At 35.7% G+C, this 18,045-nt stretch carries 18 protein-coding genes; 7 read left to right on the top strand and 11 right to left on the bottom strand.

Annotated elements, in window-relative coordinates:
- Positions 1–118: 118 nt before the first annotated feature.
- Positions 119–1,576 (bottom strand): degradosome RNA helicase CshA, encoded by a 1,458-nt coding sequence (gene cshA, locus DS031_RS20710; protein ID WP_425452001.1) that lies wholly within the window; start codon positions 1,574–1,576, stop codon positions 119–121.
- A gap of 223 nt (positions 1,577–1,799) precedes the next feature.
- A complete protein-coding gene (locus tag DS031_RS20705; RefSeq protein ID WP_113808105.1) occupies positions 1,800–2,447 on the bottom strand; it encodes a hypothetical protein in 648 nt (215 codons plus the stop codon).
- Positions 2,448–2,669: 222 nt separating this feature from the next.
- Here DS031_RS20705 and yppF point away from each other — a divergent pair, with 222 nt between their 5' ends.
- Positions 2,670–2,879, top strand: a complete 210-nt coding sequence (gene yppF / locus DS031_RS20700) for a YppF family protein (RefSeq protein ID WP_113808104.1) — start codon at positions 2,670–2,672, stop codon at positions 2,877–2,879.
- Positions 2,880–3,168: 289 nt separating this feature from the next.
- Positions 3,169–3,336 (top strand): hypothetical protein, encoded by a 168-nt coding sequence (locus DS031_RS23900; protein ID WP_181833271.1) that lies wholly within the window; start codon positions 3,169–3,171, stop codon positions 3,334–3,336.
- A gap of 53 nt (positions 3,337–3,389) precedes the next feature.
- Here DS031_RS23900 and DS031_RS20695 read toward each other — a convergent pair whose 3' ends face one another.
- Positions 3,390–3,581 carry a hypothetical protein gene (locus DS031_RS20695; RefSeq protein WP_113808103.1) on the bottom strand — a complete coding sequence of 64 codons (192 nt, stop codon included), beginning with the start codon at positions 3,579–3,581 and terminating at the stop codon, positions 3,390–3,392.
- 223 nt (positions 3,582–3,804) lie between these two features.
- Positions 3,805–4,764 carry a GDSL-type esterase/lipase family protein gene (locus tag DS031_RS20690; RefSeq protein WP_113808102.1) on the bottom strand — a complete coding sequence of 320 codons (960 nt, stop codon included), beginning with the start codon at positions 4,762–4,764 and terminating at the stop codon, positions 3,805–3,807.
- Between the two features lie 195 nt (positions 4,765–4,959).
- Between DS031_RS20690 and DS031_RS20685 the strand changes: the two genes are divergently transcribed.
- Positions 4,960–5,250 (top strand): HesB/YadR/YfhF family protein, encoded by a 291-nt coding sequence (locus tag DS031_RS20685; RefSeq protein WP_113808101.1) that lies wholly within the window; start codon positions 4,960–4,962, stop codon positions 5,248–5,250.
- A gap of 53 nt (positions 5,251–5,303) precedes the next feature.
- Here DS031_RS20685 and DS031_RS20680 read toward each other — a convergent pair whose 3' ends face one another.
- The 4 genes from DS031_RS20680 to DS031_RS20665 form a co-directional block, all read right to left on the bottom strand.
- Entirely contained in the window at positions 5,304–5,606 is a 303-nt protein-coding gene (locus tag DS031_RS20680) for a hypothetical protein (protein WP_113808100.1), read from the bottom strand.
- 12 nt (positions 5,607–5,618) lie between these two features.
- Positions 5,619–6,047, bottom strand: coding sequence for an acyl-CoA thioesterase (locus DS031_RS20675; protein WP_113808099.1), 429 nt, complete (start codon positions 6,045–6,047; stop codon positions 5,619–5,621).
- Between the two features lie 286 nt (positions 6,048–6,333).
- Complete coding sequence (locus DS031_RS20670) at positions 6,334–7,773, bottom strand: catalase (protein WP_113808098.1); 1,440 nt, start codon at positions 7,771–7,773, stop codon at positions 6,334–6,336.
- Positions 7,774–8,098: 325 nt separating this feature from the next.
- Positions 8,099–8,413, bottom strand: coding sequence for a hypothetical protein (locus tag DS031_RS20665; protein ID WP_113808097.1), 315 nt, complete (start codon positions 8,411–8,413; stop codon positions 8,099–8,101).
- Between the two features lie 385 nt (positions 8,414–8,798).
- Between DS031_RS20665 and DS031_RS20660 the strand changes: the two genes are divergently transcribed.
- The 3 genes from DS031_RS20660 (at position 8,799) to DS031_RS20650 (ending at position 12,547) form a co-directional block, all read left to right on the top strand.
- Positions 8,799–10,196, top strand: a complete 1,398-nt coding sequence (locus tag DS031_RS20660) for a TerD family protein (protein WP_113808096.1) — start codon at positions 8,799–8,801, stop codon at positions 10,194–10,196.
- A 203-nt stretch (positions 10,197–10,399) separates the two neighbouring features.
- Positions 10,400–11,020: a 2,3,4,5-tetrahydropyridine-2,6-dicarboxylate N-acetyltransferase gene (gene dapD, locus DS031_RS20655; protein WP_113808095.1), complete on the top strand. Its 621-nt coding sequence runs from the start codon at positions 10,400–10,402 to the stop codon at positions 11,018–11,020.
- A 390-nt stretch (positions 11,021–11,410) separates the two neighbouring features.
- Positions 11,411–12,547, top strand: a complete 1,137-nt coding sequence (locus DS031_RS20650) for a glycoside hydrolase domain-containing protein (RefSeq protein WP_113808094.1) — start codon at positions 11,411–11,413, stop codon at positions 12,545–12,547.
- Positions 12,548–12,613: 66 nt separating this feature from the next.
- On the opposite strand, the gene DS031_RS20645 is transcribed toward DS031_RS20650, so the two are convergent.
- On the bottom strand, positions 12,614–13,054 hold the full coding sequence (locus DS031_RS20645; protein ID WP_113808093.1) for a Dps family protein: 441 nt from the start codon (positions 13,052–13,054) through the stop codon (positions 12,614–12,616).
- Positions 13,055–13,193: 139 nt separating this feature from the next.
- Here DS031_RS20645 and DS031_RS20640 point away from each other — a divergent pair, with 139 nt between their 5' ends.
- A complete protein-coding gene (locus DS031_RS20640) occupies positions 13,194–13,373 on the top strand; it encodes a hypothetical protein (protein WP_113808092.1) in 180 nt (59 codons plus the stop codon).
- A 38-nt stretch (positions 13,374–13,411) separates the two neighbouring features.
- Here the strand turns inward: DS031_RS20640 and DS031_RS20635 are convergent, their stop codons facing one another.
- Together DS031_RS20635 and DS031_RS20630 are read right to left on the bottom strand one after the other, a co-directional pair.
- On the bottom strand, positions 13,412–16,237 hold the full coding sequence (locus DS031_RS20635; RefSeq protein WP_113808091.1) for a VWA domain-containing protein: 2,826 nt from the start codon (positions 16,235–16,237) through the stop codon (positions 13,412–13,414).
- Positions 16,218–18,044, bottom strand: a complete 1,827-nt coding sequence (locus tag DS031_RS20630) for a vWA domain-containing protein (protein ID WP_113808090.1) — start codon at positions 18,042–18,044, stop codon at positions 16,218–16,220. The genes DS031_RS20635 and DS031_RS20630 overlap by 20 nt, the downstream gene beginning before the upstream one ends.
- Position 18,045 lies beyond the last annotated feature (1 nt).

The following is an 18,045-nucleotide window of genomic DNA, read 5'->3' as shown; positions in this document are numbered from 1 at the left end:
TCTATTATACTTATTATCATAACGTTTTAAAAGTGAATTATAAACTGAAAGAACTGATTTTTATAAAAAATTAAATAAAAAAGACCAATCTCAAATGAAATTAGTCTTTTAATAAATATTATTTAGTTTTACTGCGCTTCGCTCTAAATCGTTTATTTCGATCGCGATCACGATCATTTTTACGGTCGTTTTTACGATCGTATTTGCGATCATTTTTACGTTTCGATGCGAACGATTTATTTTGAGATTTTTTACTTCGTAAAGGTGCAACTTCTGTTAGTCTAATAGGCGTTTGATTAGGCTCTTTTGTAAGAATCTTTAAGGCAGCAGATAAAAGTGATACAGAATCATATTCTTCTAGTAGACGCTCTGCAGTCCCTTTATATTCTGTCATGCTTCCTTTTTCAATTGCCTTAATCATATCACCAACAACTTCTTGCTGTTTTTCAACAATTACGTCTTGATAAGAAGGAACTGGTTGACGATCAATTGTTGTTTTAGAAACTTTTTCAATTGTACGTAAATGATCAATTTCTCTTGGTGTTACAAATGTAACAGCTAATCCTTTATTACCGGCACGCCCTGTACGTCCAATACGGTGAACATAGCTTTCAGGATCTTGAGGAATATCAAAATTATAAACGTGTGTGACACCTGAGATATCTAAACCACGCGCGGCAACATCAGTTGCGACCATAATTTCAATTGTTTGTTCTTTAAAACGACGAATTACTTGATCACGTTTTGCTTGTGAAAGGTCACCATGAATTCCTTGCGCAGAATAGCCGCGTTTCATTAATGCTTCAGACAATTCATCAACACGTTTTTTTGTACGACCAAAAATAATTGCAAGTTCTGGTGATTGAATATCAAGTAAACGACATAATGCATCGAATTTTTTCTGTTCTTGAACTTCAATATATTGTTGGTCAATATTTTTCACCGTTAATGCTTTTGCTTTTACTTTAATGATTTCTGGTTCGTGCATAAACTTTTCTGCTAATGCTTGAATTTGTTTAGGCATTGTCGCAGAGAATAACAGCGTTTGGTGCGGTGATGGTACTTCTTGAAGGATCATTTCAATATCTTCAATAAATCCCATGTTTAGCATTTCATCTGCTTCATCTAAAACGACAGTTTGAACATTCATCAATTTAATGGTTTTTCTTTTAATATGATCAATTAAACGCCCAGGTGTTCCAACAATAATTTGTGGAACCTTCTTCAGCGCACGAATTTGTCGGTTAATATCTTGTCCTCCATAAACAGGAAGTGTGCGTACGCCTTTTTGTTGACCAATTCTGTTTAGCTCTTCAGCTACCTGCACAGCTAGCTCACGAGTTGGTGTTAAGACAAGGCCTTGTACAAATGGTGCTTCAACATCAGCTTTCTCAATTAATGGAACGCCAAATGCTGTTGTTTTACCAGTACCAGTTTGTGCTTGTCCAATAAGGTCTTTTCCACTTAAAGCAACAGGAATTGTTTCTGCTTGAATCGGAGTAGCCGTTTCAAATCCCATACCACTTAGTGCTTTAACGGTTTTGTTTTGTAAACCAAATTCATAAAATGTTTTCAAATGCTTTCAATCTCCTTAAGCTTAATTCAGTTATAATCACAATAACTTAGATTTTATTTAACTTACTAACATTAACACTTAATACCATAGATTGCAACTTGATTTTCACCCTATAGTATATCTATAAAAGTATTTTTTCATTCTAATGTAAAGTTATACAACTTATTTTTACATCATCAAAGTTTACATAATCATGTTATTGTGAACTTTGATTTAGAGAATATTAGTTATAAAGAGCATCTTTTACTTTTTGAATAACAGCAGCATATCGCTCTCGACTCCAAGAATTATACGACGGATGTGGAACATCATCGATAATGTTCCAATTCTCCCCTTTTACATTTGCCAGCCTGAAAAATTTTTGAGCAAACTTTCCACAAGGTATAATAGTACATTTACGATTTATGATTGGTTTTAAATGATCATTAAATCGTTCGATTAATACATGTTGTAGTAAATTTAACTCTTCATCTTTATATGTATCTTTTTGATTGCTTGTTCGAATAGCTTCAAGCATTTCAAAAAATGGAGCATACTCTTTTTGAATGTTTTTATCATGATAAGCCGCTTTTTGCATTGGAATATTACTGACATTTACTAAACCAATTCGATTTAATGTAGGACGATTTTTAGTTTCTTCTAAGTTTTTCTTTAATAATAATCCTAATGGTTTATTAAATTGTTCTCCGAATAGGTTTTTAGACATTGTCCCTCCTGAAGTTCCTGCAACTGGTACTCCATGTTTTAATTCTTGAACATGAGGTGATTCCAGAATAAAAATAAAATCTGATTGCTGTGTTAATAAACTGTTTACGCTAAAATTTATGCTTAGTTTATCAATAATTTGATGGTAATAATCTTTTGAAATCATTATTTTCCTGCTTTCTTTATTTTATCTTATCTTATTTTATTTTATCTTATTTTATATAGTGTTTCAAAAACTTATCCTAATTTTTATTTTTAAATACGGTACGTGAAATTATAAGAAACTTGTAAATAATTGTCGGAAGTTTCAATTTTCTAAAATAATAAAAAACAACTTTTTTATGTTACTCTTAAATTAAGAAAAGTAACTAATAAGGGGGATCTAATTATGTTATTATCGCAATTAATTGATCAATTTTCTAATGTAAAACAGCAGCAACCAACAAATCCCAATGAACTATTAGACTTTCTACAAAAACAATATGTTAGCGGAGAATATTGTTTGAAACAGTATTACTTCTTATTTAATGAACTACATAAACAAGGTGCAGAAAAGCCAGAATCTTATTATGTAAAATTTTGTTCTACTGTTGTTTAATTTTAAACATACAAAAACAACTTTTTTTACCCCACTATTTGGTTTTATCTCCATTATTTAAGTATTGAAGCTTAATAAAGTTTCATATATGATTGCTATAGAAAGAATACGTGCGGACAAGTACCGTGATTATTCTGTTTGATCCAGTGTGTGGTGCACTGGATTTTATTTTTTTACATACGGTATATGAAATTTGCGAAGGTGTTTTTTTATAAAGTATATTTTCATATGGTAAATGTAAAACTATTGATATGTAACAGCATTTTATCTAATCTGGGGTGATGAAAAAATGGATGAACGCTATGCTCCTGCCGATTTAAAAGGAGATGTTCTTCAAAAGATAAAGCACCTTGAACAAGAAATTAATGAACAAACAAATGGAAACATTGTATTAATTGCTTATGATAAAAATCATTATCATGATGAAAGTGACACGATGTTTCGTAAGTATTATTAATGATAAAAAGCACAGCATACAACTGCTGTGCTTTTTATCATTAATTTTTATCTTTATTTTAAAGAATTTAAAGCAGAAATAATAGAAGTATCAACCGTATCCAGGTCGATTATGCCGTCTTCAGATAATTTTACTTTTACCAATGAATGAATAATAGGATCGTTGGCATTTAGAAACCCATATTCCCCCTGCTCTAATCTGCTTTTTAAATGTGTAATTTTCTCGTGAATTTCATATCGATTCATTGCTGCACACTCCTCTCTTCTGTACTATATTACTTCTATAAAAAACTTAAAATTCTTTCAATTATTTTTAGACAATTCCCGACATGATTTCCCATAACCTTTATCAATCTTTTCCATCTATACGTTTATACACTAAACAACCGAAATAATAGTGGATCAACCTTAAAAATCCACTATTATTTCGGTTGTTGATTATATTTTATTTATAACAGCTTTTCTAACATTATTCCTTTAATTCTTTTTCACTCTTTTCGCTTTTCCCTTCATTAATCATAATTTGTTGGTAAACAGCATTGGCAATTAATTCATAACCCCGCTCATTTGGATGAAAATTATCTTTATACAACAATTGTTCATCATATGTTTCAAATAACGAAGAAATGGAAACAAAATGTGTATTTTCATATTCTCCTAAAACAATTTGGCTGCTTTCATTCCATTCCTGTAATACTTCTTCAAATTCAACAATATCTCTAAAATATTGAAAGAAAGGATTAAACAAACCTGTAAAGTAAATTTGGGCATTAGGCGCTTCTTCTTGGATTAAGCGCATAATAACATGCAATCTTCTTTCATAATCTTTATTTTCCGTCTGAAACAAGCCTACATCTAAATCAAGAAAATGGCTTTTAAATACTTTCAAAATATCATTTCCGCCAATTGTAATAAATACATAATCTGCTTCTTGTAAAGATTCTTTTACTTCATCTTTGCGGAGTACTTTAATTAATTGATCAGTACGGTTCCCATTTACTGCATAATTTTTTAAAATAGGTTCATTTCCTAATTTTTCAGTAAGCTTATCTTTTACCATTCCAATATAACCTTGCTTATTACGGTCCCCGACTCCTTTCGTTAAAGAATCTCCCAATCCTACAATAGTAATATCTGATGGTACAGCAGCCGCTGCTACTTCCTCTTTTGTTTCTGTTTGCTTATCTTTTTTTTCATTTTTTTGATTTTCTGCTTTAAGTTCCTCTGTTAATGTTTTTTTATCACTGTTGTCTGTCTGTTCATAAACCGTTTCTTCATTTAACAGCATTTCTTGATTAATAATTGTATCTTTTAACAGCATTTCATTTAATCGTTTTCCTTCTTGAACTTGAAAATATGTTAATAAGATAATAGAACATACAATTAATATAAATAATCCAATAATGAATTTTTGGAGCCTTACCTTCATTATGTTGCCTCCTAGAAAAAAGTCTATCTTATTTTATTGTAGTATAAAATTTAATAAAAGAAACCTCTAACTAGTACTTTTTATAATTTTTTACCACTATTAAAAAGTTTTAAAACACTAGTATTTTCCTCGCTATCGAAATAATGGTATGATAAAGATAATAGAAAGGCGTTCATGATGAAAGGAGTCCTTGCAATGAATATAGTTGTAACAAAACCAGCTCTTCAATATTATAAACGTGAAATGGATGTGAAAAATGGTGACTTTGTGAGGTTTTTTGTACGGCTCGGCGGCTGCAGCACCGTACAAAGCGGCTTTTCTCTTGGTGTAGCTGTTAGAGAACCAAAAGAAATTGGTGTAAGCGAAACAATCGATGATATTACGTTTTATGTAGAAGAAAGCGATCTTTGGTTTTTTGACGGTCATGATTTAAAAGTAAAATACAGCCGAAATAAAGATGAAATTGAATTTGAATATCAAAATTGATAGGAAGCGTTTATCACCTATTAAAATAAAGTAAAGTCGGATATATTCCGACTTTACTTTATTTTAAAACGTTTTAATTGCTCCCATTGGTTTTCCTGAATTAATATTTCCTTTTGTCTATGCCCAACTAAATCATAATGAGGAAAAAAATCGCGCTGATGAATCCATTCTTTCTTTAAGCCGTACTGGTTTCCCCACTCAGTAAGACGTGTTAGATTACTGCACCCTACCTTTGTTACCGTGCGAATAGAAGGGTCTTTTGGATGAAGCCAATAATGTGTTATAAAAGCAATTTCTCCTGCTTTTACTTTCTTCTTCCATTGATTTAATTCTGCTCTCGAAAGACCGAATGCCATGTTCACTCTCCTCTAAATAGCATCTTGTTTTTTTGCCAAACGATAGGCCTTGTCCCAATCTGGAAAGTATTTTTTAATTGAGATAGGTCTAAAATTCTCTCTTTTTACACAAATATGAGAACTTGTCCCAGTCACACACAAATCCTGCTGATCATCATATATTTCGTAGCCGTAAGCGACTCGTAGTCCATCATATTTCTCAATCCAAGTATGAATAACTGCTTTTTGACCATAACGTACTGGTTTTTTGTAGGATGCATGAATATCAAGTACTGGAGATAACACCCCTTCCTCTTCCATACCTGCATAGCTAAAACCTAGGTCTTCTATTAACTGTGTACGCCCAATTTCAAACCATACGAGATAGTTTGTGTGATACACAACCCCCATTTGGTCTGTTTCCGCATAGCGTACTTGTATTTCTGATTTTGAAACATGCATGACTTCTCATTCCTTTCACTTATAAGGAAATATTTTATGTAAGTGAAAAACTGCCTACTTATCATATTATCCTTTTATTCCAAATCATATTTTATCATATCCCCCTTCCCTTTTCTTATAAAAAATCGGCTTCATTACTATTATCTTTATATATAAATAAAGGGGCTATCCGATAAGTCCCTAATGGAACGATTTTTTATGTGTTTTTTATAAATAAGTAAGAAAAATAAAAAGGACTCCAGAAAATCTGTGAAAACTGATTTTCTGGAGCCCTTTTTTTAGTGTTTTAAACAACTTGACAATCCCAGTGGCGATGAGCAGCAATCGCTTTAATAAAGTTATCGGCAAAACTTTTCATGCTATCACCTTTTATAACACCAGGACTATTTTCAATATTATTTTGTTCAATCCATTTTATGCCTTCATGGGTAGCACCAATCGGCTTAAAGTGAGAAAATGCTTCATTAATAAAATAAGATGCATCGCTAATAAACTTGTTATCTTCCTTATTTCCTCCTACCGCATAAAGAGCATCAAATAGTACCGATTCACCCGTTAAGAAAGTATGATCAATTTCAAGCTCTGTACCATCACTTCCTTTTACTGTACCAAGCTGGTTACTTATTGTTTCAACCATGACGCCTTCTTCTTTTAATGCATCAAATACAGCCATTACTTCTTTTTCATTAAATCCGTCAGAAATAATCACACCAACCTTACGAGAAGCTGCCTTTTTCGCTGTGTTTTCCTGACTAAGTGCTGGAGAAGATTTTGTTACATTTGAAGACCCTTTTTCAGATGGGATTATACCAACAGCTTTCGCAAACGATGATGCTAATTCTAAACTTACATTGGAGAACATCTCAACAACCTGTTTTTGGACAGCTTTATTTTTTACTTTTCCAAGCTCAAAGCTGAACGCTTGAATCATATGCTCTTTTTCAGGCTTACTCATACTGTTCCAAAATAAAGTGGCTTGAGAAAAATGATCGTTAAAGCTTTCACTTCTGGCTTTAATTTTACGTCCTTCGACTTTTTCTTGATAATGAGTATAGCCGCCCTCAACCTCTCTTGCTGGAGTAGGGGTATTATTTGCAAGCGAGTTTTTATGATAGCTAACTTGTCCTTTATTAATGGTTTGACGTCCATAGCCATCACGCTGATTATTATGAAACGGACAAACCGATCTATTTACCGGAAGCTCATGAAAATTTGGACCGCCTAGACGAATTAGCTGTGTATCTGTATAAGAAAACAAACGTCCCTGCAAAACCGGGATATTATTGCCAACTAAATCATAGTTTCCTTCTTCTGTATAAAACTTTGTCGCAAAACCGCGCGCATCACGGACAGTTTCAGCAGAGCCGCGTGAACCTGCAACTGTGGAGAAACGAACAAAAACAGGCGTTTTCACGTTAGGATTTTGTAAAAACTTTGCTTTTGTATATTTTTTCATAGATTCATATACTTGAAATTCGCCATGAGCTGCAAAACCACGTGCATGCACGACACGTTCTGGGATACGCTCATGGTCAAAGTGCGTCATTTTTTCACGAAAATGAAAGTCTTCCATTAACGTTGGGCCGCGTGAACCTGCTTTTAAAGAAAATTCATCTTCTGCTACCTTTACTCCTTGATTCGTTGTCAGTTTTTTGTGGCGGTCATCCACTCGAAACTGTTCTAACTGCTCATTTTTACTATTTTTATTTTCTTTATGATCGCTCATTCCATTCTTCCTCTCTGTAAGAAATTTATGTAAAACAAATACATAACACTCTTACCCCATTAGAAATTCTAGTAAACGAGAAGATTAAAAAAATTGATTCATTAGATCGTAATCAACGTATCGGCCCAGATCCTGAAGAGTTTCATGTAAAGTAAAACAGCCGCAAATTGGCCTGCTGTATTATATATAGGCGTTACTTTCTAGTTATAATGAAAGATAAATAAGTTTCATAAAAAAGGAGAGGTTGACTCATTAGAGTCAACCTCTTTGGCATAAAAATGTACTTAATAAAAATATATCTATTATGTTGGGTTTTATAAAGATATTACTTCTCTCGTTTATAGAAAGCACCGCTAACTAGTTTATAAGAAAAAAGATAAAAAGATAATCCAGCCTCCATTAATAAGAGCGGTGCAGTCTTAGAATTATCTTTTTGCTTTTCTACCAAAGTCGTATCCTCTTTCATGTTTTTTGCACACTGACGACAAAGTGTATAGCCAAGCCTTTGTGCTTCTGTTTCTAAAACTTTCTTTGATTTCATGTTTCCTTTTACTATTCTTGCTGTTATGAGGCAAGAGTCATCTAAATAATGATAATACTTCCCTGTTTTTGTAATATAAACTTCATCTCCGCTATGCATGTTTTCATTCCTTTCTATTAACAACTAATTATTAACTACTTTTTTTAAGATTTAAAAATTACTTCTATTATAAAAGTTCCATATCAACGATAAATATGTTAACTACTTCTTACTTCGATAAGTTTCTATTTGTTTCCTTTTAAAACTTTGCATACGCTTCCTTTTTTCAAGTTATCATTCTCCTAGTTGTATATAGATTCACCTTTAGAATGCGCTAGTGGAACATGTCTGTGTTGATTTTGCCTCATTCGTGCGAATGTTAAAATTATTATAGATAGGTTTTGATAGACTATGTGATCGCCCATAAAATGTTATACTATTATTATGAACCATAAACTACCACAAAATGAAGAAAAAGTTTAGATTATTATGGAGGTGTCATGCAATGGCAGTTGTTCTTCAAAAAGGACAAAAAGTAGATTTAACAAAAACACATCCTGGATTACATACAGTTGGTGTAGGTTTAGGCTGGGACGTTAATCAAGGTATTGGTGCCAACTATGATTTAGATGCTTCTGCATTTTTGTTAGATGGCAGCGGCAAAGTCCGGAATGATCAAGATTTTATTTTTTATAACAACCCAAAAGGTGCTAATAACTCTGTACTTTACAGCGGAGACAATAGAACTGGCGCTGGACATCATGATGATGAACTAATTCATATTTCCTTACAATCCGTCCCTTCTTACATAGAAAAAGTTGCCTTTTCAATTACTATTCACGATGCACAGCTAAAAGGACAAAATTTTGGTCAAATTTCAAATGCCTATGTGCGCGTATTCAATGAAAATTCCCAAGAAGAATTAATACGCTATAATTTAGGAGAAACTTTTACAGTTGAAACAGCTATCGTTGCAGCAGAATTATACCGACATAATGGAGAATGGAAATTTAATGCGATTGGAAGCGGCTTTCAAGGCGGTTTAGAAGCTTTATGCAGAAATTTTGGATTAGAGGTAGCAAGCCCATCCACCAATTCTGCCGCTCCGAGTCCGTCTTATAGTCAAGCCGCTGCGGCTCCTTTTCAAACACAAAACAGCGGACAGTTGAATAGCCAGAGTTACGTGCAAACTCAAAACAATCAACAGCCCTCACAGCCATTTAGTCAACCTGCTTCTCCTATGAATCAAGGAAATTACCCTCATACTGGAAATGGTGACGTTCAATGTCCGCGCTGTCAATCAACAAATATTACTTCTGGAAAAAAAGGCTTTGGCATTGGAAAAGCAGCAATTGGCGGACTTATTTTAGGTCCTGTTGGGCTATTGGGAGGATTTGTTGGCAGTAAAAAAATGCAGTTTACCTGCACCTCCTGCTCCTACAAATGGTCGCTTGATCAAACCGATTTTATGAAGCTTGCCAATGAACAAAAAGAAAAAGCCATGACTCTTTTTAAACGTTATAAAAGTCAAGACGTCTTAGATGCCGTAGTAGCTGGATGCGCGCTTGTCAGCATGGCAGATGGACGTTTAGATCCGTCAGAAAGGCAAAAAATGATGGACTTTATTCATCAAAGCGATGAGCTGCGTGTTTTTGATACAAATCTTGTCATTCAGCGCTTTAATGATTTTATTAGAAAGCTCGAATTTGATCCGATTGTCGGAAAAGGTGAAGCAATGAGGGCTGTCGGGAAAGTAAATGATAAACGAGAAATCGCTCGTTTAGTTGTCCGCTACTGCATTGCAATCGGTTTTGCCGATGGGCACTTTGAGCCTCGTGAACAGCAGATTGTAAGTGAAATATGCCATGAACTGCAACTAAATCCGAATGAATTTTTATCGTAACTACAACTTGAAATAAATTTAATTTCAATGAATGAAAGGAGAAGTATCAGCCGCTTCTCCTTTTTCTATCTCTTATAAAAATTTTCTATTTAATAGTATCTTTGTTCATTTTCGATCTGATAATATGATATTAGCTGTGGTTTCATTCACTTTATTTTTACATCATTTAATTACTTATTATTACAACCTTTATTGGAGGAAACATGGACAATACTGATATTCTTAATTTAATTAAAAATGCGAAAAAGAAAACAACTGTAAAAGCTTATATTCAAGGGAACATTTCCGAAATTAACTTTGGACAGACGAGTAAAGTAATCAATATGGGTGCGGGAGGCGTCGTTATCGGTAACTGGGATGATGTTAAAACAGCACTTGAAAACAATGCCGAACTCATTGAAGATTACTACATTGAAAATGACCGTAGAAATTCTGCGATTGACTTATTGGATACAAAAGGTCTTAACGCACGCATTGAACCGAGCGCCGTTATTCGTGAAGGTGTAACAATTGAAGGTGATGCAGTCGTAATGATGGGCGCATGCATTAATATTGGCGCATCGATTGGAGAAAAAACCCTTGTTGATATGAATGCGGTAATTGGCGGCCGTGCTGCAATCGGAAAAAGATGTCACATTGGTGCAGGTGTTGTCATTAAAGGCGTAATCTCCTCTCCCCACGCTTCTCCTGTCATAATAGAAGATGATGTTATCATTGGACCAAATGCTGTCATTATGGAAGGAATACAAATTGGAAAAGGTGCTGTCATTAAAGCGGGTACTATTGTCACAAATAATGTGAATCCTGGTGAAATAATAGGCTGACGAGCGGCTGTATCCTAAATAAAACGGGCTGATTAGAACCTTTGATACTTCTAATTAGCCCGTTTTTCATGTTTATTCTTCATCATTAATTTCTCCATCACCGATTTCATCCTCACCTGGTGCATCGTCACAGGCAGCGACACTTACAGAAAGAAAAACAGCTAGTAACACAGCCAGCAGCTTTTTTAACATTTTCAGTTTTCCCCCTTCCTCTTTTAACTTAAAAATATGTATATTGCCTCGAAAGAAGAAATTCTATACAGCGATTTAACAAAAGCCCTCTATTAGTTATGATTACCATTTTCTCCCTTAATAAATAGAAAAACGCCCACACAGCCATTTATCTTCTCACATAGACTGCAAACGTACAGCAGGAAAGGTTGTGAGAAGATGAAATGGGGAAAGTATACGACAATTGTTGGTTTAACTTTCTTATTGTTCATTTCAATAATTACTTTTTCTTCGTATAATCAATTAAATACTATTAAGTCCACGCTGCTTCATATGCAGGAAGCTGTCCAATCCAACGTAAGTGAAAACACAAACGAATCGGCTGAAGATACTGAAGAAAAAAATAGCATTTCAAATCATGTGGAAAATAACGTTGATGGAAATGGAAATCGTTCAATAGACAATTCAATTGAAAACAACATTGATAGTAATGGCGAAAACGAAATCGACAACAATATTAAAAATAATATTGAAGTAAATGTGGATGTTTCTATCTCAAATAACATTAAAAATAATGTAAAAAGCAATGAACAAGAAAACAGCTCCACGGACAGCGAAAAAAGCAGCAGTTCAAACAACAACTCTAATAAAAACTCCGAAAATCAAAACAATAATGATGAAAAAAAAAATGAAAAACAGCAAAACTTCCCTGAACTCGTTTGGGGTGTCGATTCTGCAAGTGTGACGACTGAAGAGATGTGTGCTTGTGTGGAAGAAAACTTCGGAACACCATCTGTTTGGGGACGTTATTTAGGGACGAAAGAGGATGTCTCAAAAGGAATTTCAAAAGAAGAAGCACAATTAATCCACAATAAGGGAGCTAAAGTGCTGCTAATTTTTAATCATTTTACAGAAGCGATCGGCTATGAGAAAGGAAAAACGGAAGCAAATGAAGCGATTCGTCTCGCCGAAAATTTAGGAGTTCCTGAAGATGTAGCCATTTTTGCAGATATCGAGCCTAGTTACCCTGTCGATTCGGCCTTTATTAACGGCTGGTATGACGTTATATCAGCTTCACCTTATAAACCAGGCATTTACGGGATTTTTGATTCAGAAAAAGCTTTAGTTACAGCTTTCAATGCGGCAGCTAAAAATAACGAAAACATAAAAAAGAATACCTATATCTGGACAGCAGCACCAAACATTGGAGTTACGACAGAAGCGAATGCCCCCGAGTACAAACCGGAATCACCTGAAGGTTCACTAACAGCAGGCTGGCAGTACGGAATTGACGCCAAAGCGTGTAATATTGATACAAATCTATTTAAAGGCGAAATTTTAAAGGTTTTATGGTAGTAAAAATCGTGCTGTCTCAAAATTGGGATCAGATCCCAATTTTGAGACAGCACTTTTAATATTATATTATACAGATTTACCTAAGTATGCTTTTAACATCCAGACATGTTTTTCAAGACTAGAATGGATCGCAAGCAGCATATCACCCGTTGTTTCATCATTGGCTTCTTCAGCTTGTGCCATACCTGCTTTTAATTCTTCAATCACTGTTGAAAAATCACTGATAATTGACTGCACCATTTGCTGTGCTTCCTCTTCCCCTGTTGCTTCCTCTACAGAAGAAGTTTCAATGTATTCTCTCATTGTCGCGATTGGTTCACCACCGATTGATAAAAGACGTTCCGCTAATTCATCAATATGTACGGCAGCCTCTGTGTAAAGTTCCTCAAATTTCGTATGTAACGTAAAAAACTGTTCACCTTTTACATACCAGTGATAATTGTGAAGTTTTACATACAAGACATTCCAATTGGCAATTTGTTTATTAAGCACGTTTTGTAATTCCATACATCTTTCAACTCCTCTTCATTTTTAATCTTACAATAAGAATTTAGCACGCAAAAATTATTATTACCAATAATTATACTTTTAACATGAATATCCCAAGGAAAATTCGGGTAATAATCCAAAGTTATGAAAAAGGAGGATGCAAAATGAAGACAACGAAAATCTGTCAGATTCACATGAATTGATATCTTTACACAATGTGATAAAGATTTATGATAAACGAGTTGTGGATGGTTTAGAAATGGCGGATAATGACAATAAAATGGAAGAAGCAGTGCAGCAGGCAGAAGAAATGGGCCATGCTTCTAAGCCATATTAAGTATTAAAAAAGCGGAGGATTCCCCCCTCCACTTTTTTCTATTTACGCCGATTTTTCGCATTTAATAAACGATTCATCCGCTCATTTCGTTCTTCTTGAGTTTGCGTTTTCTTTGTAATGTCCTTTTGTTTTGATCCTTCTTTCTTTTGTTCTTTTCGCTCAGGAGCTTCAATTTCTGATTTTTCTCGTTTAAAAGCATATTCTGTTGGCGTTTTCTTTACACTTTCCGTATGACTTCCTGCCGCTTTTTTTAATCGTTCAAGCTGTGAGCTCTTGTTTTGGATGACGTTTTTCTTTTCTTCATTTTGCTTTTCAACCGTTCGTTTCATTTTAGTTAGAAATGCAAATGAAAGTTCAAACCGCCTTGCTGCCACGTCAAGCAGGAAAAGAAGCAGTGCGAATACGAGGAGAAGGTAAAAGATGTCTTGTTTTTCATAGTGTTTTGGAAGATCTTTTGAAAAAGCTTCTTCTGGATTTTCAATAACCTTCCCTCCCCCTGCTGATGCAATTTCTTCTAACAGCTTCATGTTTTGTTCTTGAAATTTGTATTCTTCGGAATATGGTACAACAACGCCTGTTTTAAATGTGCCGGTAATGTTCTCCCCTTCTTTTTCAGAAAGCTGTAAATAATAAGCACCCGGCTCATTTGCTGTAAACGTTCCTTCGTATTCACCAGGAGCTTTCATGTGAAGAAAAAAATCAAGAGGCTTTCCTTCACTGTTTAAAAGACCAGCCTCCACCTCTCCTGCACTCGAATCAACAGCCGAAATCTCGACAGTCATTGTATTTCCGTTCATCGTTTCTTTTACATCATACTGCTGCTTGTTGTACTGCGGAAATGTCCATGAAACCATTTCATTCCAAAGCGGTGACCAATTTTCCCAAGCCGGCCAACTTCCTGCCCACTCGTTTAAATCACTCGTCCAAGCAATCGTTTTACCTAAGCCGTACTGCCAGCGCACAAGAACAGGATCTTCTTTATGACTAACAAAAATTTGCTGTGCTCTTCCTTTTGAAGAGGCTGCGATATAGGCATTCAGCTGCGGCACACCATTTGTAAACAAACGGTCCCACTCATAGCCGTTAACAAGGCTGGGGATAAACGGGTCGTCTTCAATGTATGTTCGTGTAATGAGTGCTGTTTCCCTTGAAAAGATTGTCGGTATAGTTGAAGCATCATGGACGTTATAAAAGCGTCCGCCGCCAAGACCGCTTAATTCTTCTAACAGCGCAACATCAGCACCTTGGCCGACTGCAACGGTTGAAAGCGTAATGCCGTTTTCTTTTCCTTGTTGAATCATTCCTTGATAGTTTGGTGCTGTCGATGACTGGCCGTCTGTTAATAAAATAATATGCTTTCGCTTAAGCGTAAGATCGCTAAGCTGATCGTATGCCATTGAAAGTGACGGAAAGATATCTGTTCCGCCCCCTTCAGTAATCGAGCGAATTTGGTCGATTGCTTTTTGTTTCTCTTTAATCGGACCTGTTTCAACGATTTGCCACGGCTCGCTGTCAAAAGCAATCACACCGAGCGTATCTTTTTCGCGAAGCAGGTCTACTGAACGGGCAGCTGCTTCTCTAGCAAGTTCAATTTTATGACCAGCCATACTTCCTGAACGATCAAGCACAATCATTAATCCTAATGACGGCAGCTCCTTCTTTCCTTTTACATCCATATGAACAGGGAGAAGCCGCTCAATCGGTGTTTTAAAATAACCGCCAAGTCCGTAGCTTTCATTACCGCCTGTCATGATAAAACCAACACCAAAATTTTTCACCGCTTCTTCGATTAAGAGCATTTGTGTTTCGGTTACATCAGGAGCAGAAACATTACTAAATACAATTGCGTTGTAGTTTAGATAAGCACTAAGCTCTGACGGTAAAAGCTCTGGTGAAATCACATCAGTGTTTGCGAAAGAAGCATCGAGTGCTCGCTTTAAATTTTCGGCAGCTCCTTCGTTTCCCTCGACAATTAATATGCTTGGTAATCCTCTACTATCAGAAAAAGCATAACTTACATTGTTTTCAATCACTGTATCTTGTTTTGAGACGATTTCTGCTTTATAGGTGTGAAATCCTGAATTAGTAACAAGGTGAGGAAATGTAAAGCTATTTTTCCCTTTCGTTATTTTAATTTCTTCATTTAAAATCGCCTCATGATCTTCATAAAGAATAAGGCGGCTGTTACTTTCAATATTACTCATCATTTCAATCGTTAGTTTTGCGTTTTCTCCGGTATACATCGTTCGCGGCACGTGAAGTGCTTCGAGTGAAACATCCGCACTTTTCAGGGGTGAAAACGGCACAACATCAACCGTATAGCCCTGCTCTTTTAAATAGCTTGCCTGTTTTTTTGCGTCACCGATATTTTCATTTCCGTCTGAAAGTAACACAACCCGACCGCGATCTTCAGCAGAAAACAAGCTGCTTGAAAGCTGTAAACCTGAGGCAAGATTTGTATAGTGAGAGCTGATCTCTGTTTGAAACTCTTGAATGGATAACTCTCGCTTCGTAAGAGGACGTTCAACGATCGCTTCATCACCTGCCGCAATCACAGCAGCCTTATCACTTTCATCCTTCCCTGTAACTGCCTTGTTTATAAAAGACCGCACTTCCTCTTCCTGTCCATTCATGCTGTAGGACGTATCGGCAACAAAGACGGTCGAGACGTCTTTTACAGACCAAAGCACGTGCAGTCCGGAGAGCGCTAAAATAAGGAATGTAAAAACGAGTGAACGCAAAACGAGAATTGTTAATTTCTTAGATTTCCGTGCTGTTTTTTGTTCTTTCCAATAAAGTATTAAAACGAAAAGCGCTGGAATGAAAGCAAACAGCCATAACGGGTTAGCGACCTCTAATCCCATAGCGATACACCTCCCATTCGATAAAAAGCACGATTAATGCGAGGACTGCAAACCAGTGCCAAATGTCCTGCTGCGAAAATCCTGCACTGCTGTTTTCTTCATGATTAATAGATAATGAAAAAGAAGGCTCAACTCGCGCTGTCCGTTCATTATTCGAAAGTTCAACAGCAAAATAACGTGATAGTGTTCCTGATTTTGTTTCTTCCTGCAGCTCATATAAGCCAGGCTGCTTTGGCAGAGTAAGAGACCTATCTGAAAGATTTATTTCCATAAGCTTTTCTCCATCCCTCGTAATAAATGCTTCACTCGTTGATGAAGAATATGTTACTTCTTCGCTTTTCCCCGGTAAAAAGGTTCCTAACGCTTGCTGGTGCTCAGCTAAGTAAGTGATGCTGTTATTTAAAAGTACTGGAAAAGAAGGATGAAGCGGCCAATCAGAATCTTCCATATCAAACGAATATAACACGAGCGGTGCGCCTGCTGATGTTCCTTTTGCAACAATTGTTTCGTCTCCGCTTGTAATAATAGACTGTAAATGAGCACTTTCTCTAATCGGATAGCTTTTTGCTAGATAGAAAGAGTTTACATCCACATAATCTAAAAGCGGATCGCTCTTTCCGCTTAACGTTACCGAGAGCTCTTTTTTACTTTCGATTTTAAGCGGTCCTCCTTCTGTTGGTGAAAAGATAAGCTTTGGTCCGCTTGGCCACTGCTCCGCTGGAACTCCTGAAAGAAGATAAATACTTCCTTCCTCTTCTTCTGAAAACACGTAACGATCAGCACCGTTTTTAGATACAGATACAACTTCTGTTCCAAACGCCTGCAGTGCCTTTATAACGAAAGAATTCACATTGCCAGCCGCATAAACAGTTGGTGCTTCCTGTTTTCCTAAAAAAGCATACTTTCTGTTATCGAGTTGATAACCGTCTTTTTCAGCGATCACTGCTTCATAAACTGCTTCTTTTGCAAGATCATTGATGCGAACAACCGTTACCTCGTTCGGCGGAAGCTCTACCGATAACTCTTTCAGCTTTTTTTCATCACTTGAAATTGTTAATGAAACGGTTTTAGAACTTTTCTCTTCATTTAAAATCGTTACAACTCCGCTTACGCTGTCACTTTCTGCCTTTACTCCAAACGATTGAAGGGAGATATTACGATTGTTTGTTCCAAAATTATGTACGGTTATTGAGTGACTTAACGTCAGCTTTTGCATCATTTCTTTTTGAACGCTGTCTGAAAAAAGGTGAATTTCACCGCTTGCACTATGAAGCATCGATTGTGCAAGCTTTACACTCTCTTTGATATCAGCCTCTTCATACGACATTGACAGCTCATCTAGAAGTCTTTTTATTTTTCCTTGATCGGTTTCTTTCACAGTTAAAAGTTCGGGTATTCTTCCAGCTTCAATAACGGTAACAACCTGTTCATTGTTTAATGAATTCACGATCTTTTCGACTGCTTCTTTTGCAAGTTCAAAGCGTGTACCGTTTTCTTCTGCTGCAGCCATCGTTGCTGATGTATCGACAATTATGACAAGATGATCACTATTAATTCCTTCACTCGTTACATAAGGACGAGCGAGGGCAAAAACTAAAGCAATCATAAATAGGAGCTGCAGGAAAAGTAAAAAATTTGTTTTTAATTTATTATGCCAGCGGTTCGTTTCAAAGTCTTTCACCGTTTGATTCCATAAATAAATTGAAGAAATTGTCTGCCGATCAAATTGCTTTTTAAAAAAGTAAAAAGAGATTAAAACAGCGACCGTACTTAAAAATAAAAATGAAAATGGTGATAAAAAGCCCATC

Origin of the sequence: Bacillus taeanensis, from assembly GCF_003318295.1 — a bacterium.
Lineage (GTDB): Bacteria > Bacillota > Bacilli > Bacillales > UBA6769 > Maribacillus > Maribacillus taeanensis.
Note: the sequence above shows the minus strand (reverse complement) of the source record. Positions and strands in the feature narration are given on the sequence as shown.

Bases quoted from the DNA above. Each gene is read 5' to 3' on its own strand.
- yppF (WP_113808104.1), top strand. From the start codon at position 2,670: ATGTTATTATCGCAATTAATTGATCAATTTTCTAATGTAAAACAGCAG.
- DS031_RS20665 (WP_113808097.1), bottom strand. From the start codon at position 8,413: ATGCATAGCGGAGATGAAGTTTATATTACAAAAACAGGGAAGTATTAT.
- DS031_RS20650 (WP_113808094.1), top strand. From the start codon at position 11,411: ATGAAATGGGGAAAGTATACGACAATTGTTGGTTTAACTTTCTTATTG.
- DS031_RS20630 (WP_113808090.1), bottom strand. From the start codon at position 18,044: ATGGGCTTTTTATCACCATTTTCATTTTTATTTTTAAGTACGGTCGCT.
- DS031_RS20695 (WP_113808103.1), bottom strand. From the start codon at position 3,581: ATGAATCGATATGAAATTCACGAGAAAATTACACATTTAAAAAGCAGA.
- DS031_RS20670 (WP_113808098.1), bottom strand. From the start codon at position 7,773: ATGAGCGATCATAAAGAAAATAAAAATAGTAAAAATGAGCAGTTAGAA.
- dapD (WP_113808095.1), top strand. From the start codon at position 10,400: ATGGACAATACTGATATTCTTAATTTAATTAAAAATGCGAAAAAGAAA.
- DS031_RS20680 (WP_113808100.1), bottom strand. From the start codon at position 5,606: ATGGCATTCGGTCTTTCGAGAGCAGAATTAAATCAATGGAAGAAGAAA.
- DS031_RS23900 (WP_181833271.1), top strand. From the start codon at position 3,169: ATGGATGAACGCTATGCTCCTGCCGATTTAAAAGGAGATGTTCTTCAA.
- DS031_RS20690 (WP_113808102.1), bottom strand. From the start codon at position 4,764: ATGAAGGTAAGGCTCCAAAAATTCATTATTGGATTATTTATATTAATT.
- DS031_RS20645 (WP_113808093.1), bottom strand. From the start codon at position 13,054: ATGGAATTACAAAACGTGCTTAATAAACAAATTGCCAATTGGAATGTC.
- DS031_RS20640 (WP_113808092.1), top strand. From the start codon at position 13,194: ATGCAAAATGAAGACAACGAAAATCTGTCAGATTCACATGAATTGATA.
- DS031_RS20660 (WP_113808096.1), top strand. From the start codon at position 8,799: ATGGCAGTTGTTCTTCAAAAAGGACAAAAAGTAGATTTAACAAAAACA.
- DS031_RS20675 (WP_113808099.1), bottom strand. From the start codon at position 6,047: ATGCATGTTTCAAAATCAGAAATACAAGTACGCTATGCGGAAACAGAC.
- DS031_RS20705 (WP_113808105.1), bottom strand. From the start codon at position 2,447: ATGATTTCAAAAGATTATTACCATCAAATTATTGATAAACTAAGCATA.
- DS031_RS20685 (WP_113808101.1), top strand. From the start codon at position 4,960: ATGAATATAGTTGTAACAAAACCAGCTCTTCAATATTATAAACGTGAA.
- DS031_RS20635 (WP_113808091.1), bottom strand. From the start codon at position 16,237: ATGGGATTAGAGGTCGCTAACCCGTTATGGCTGTTTGCTTTCATTCCA.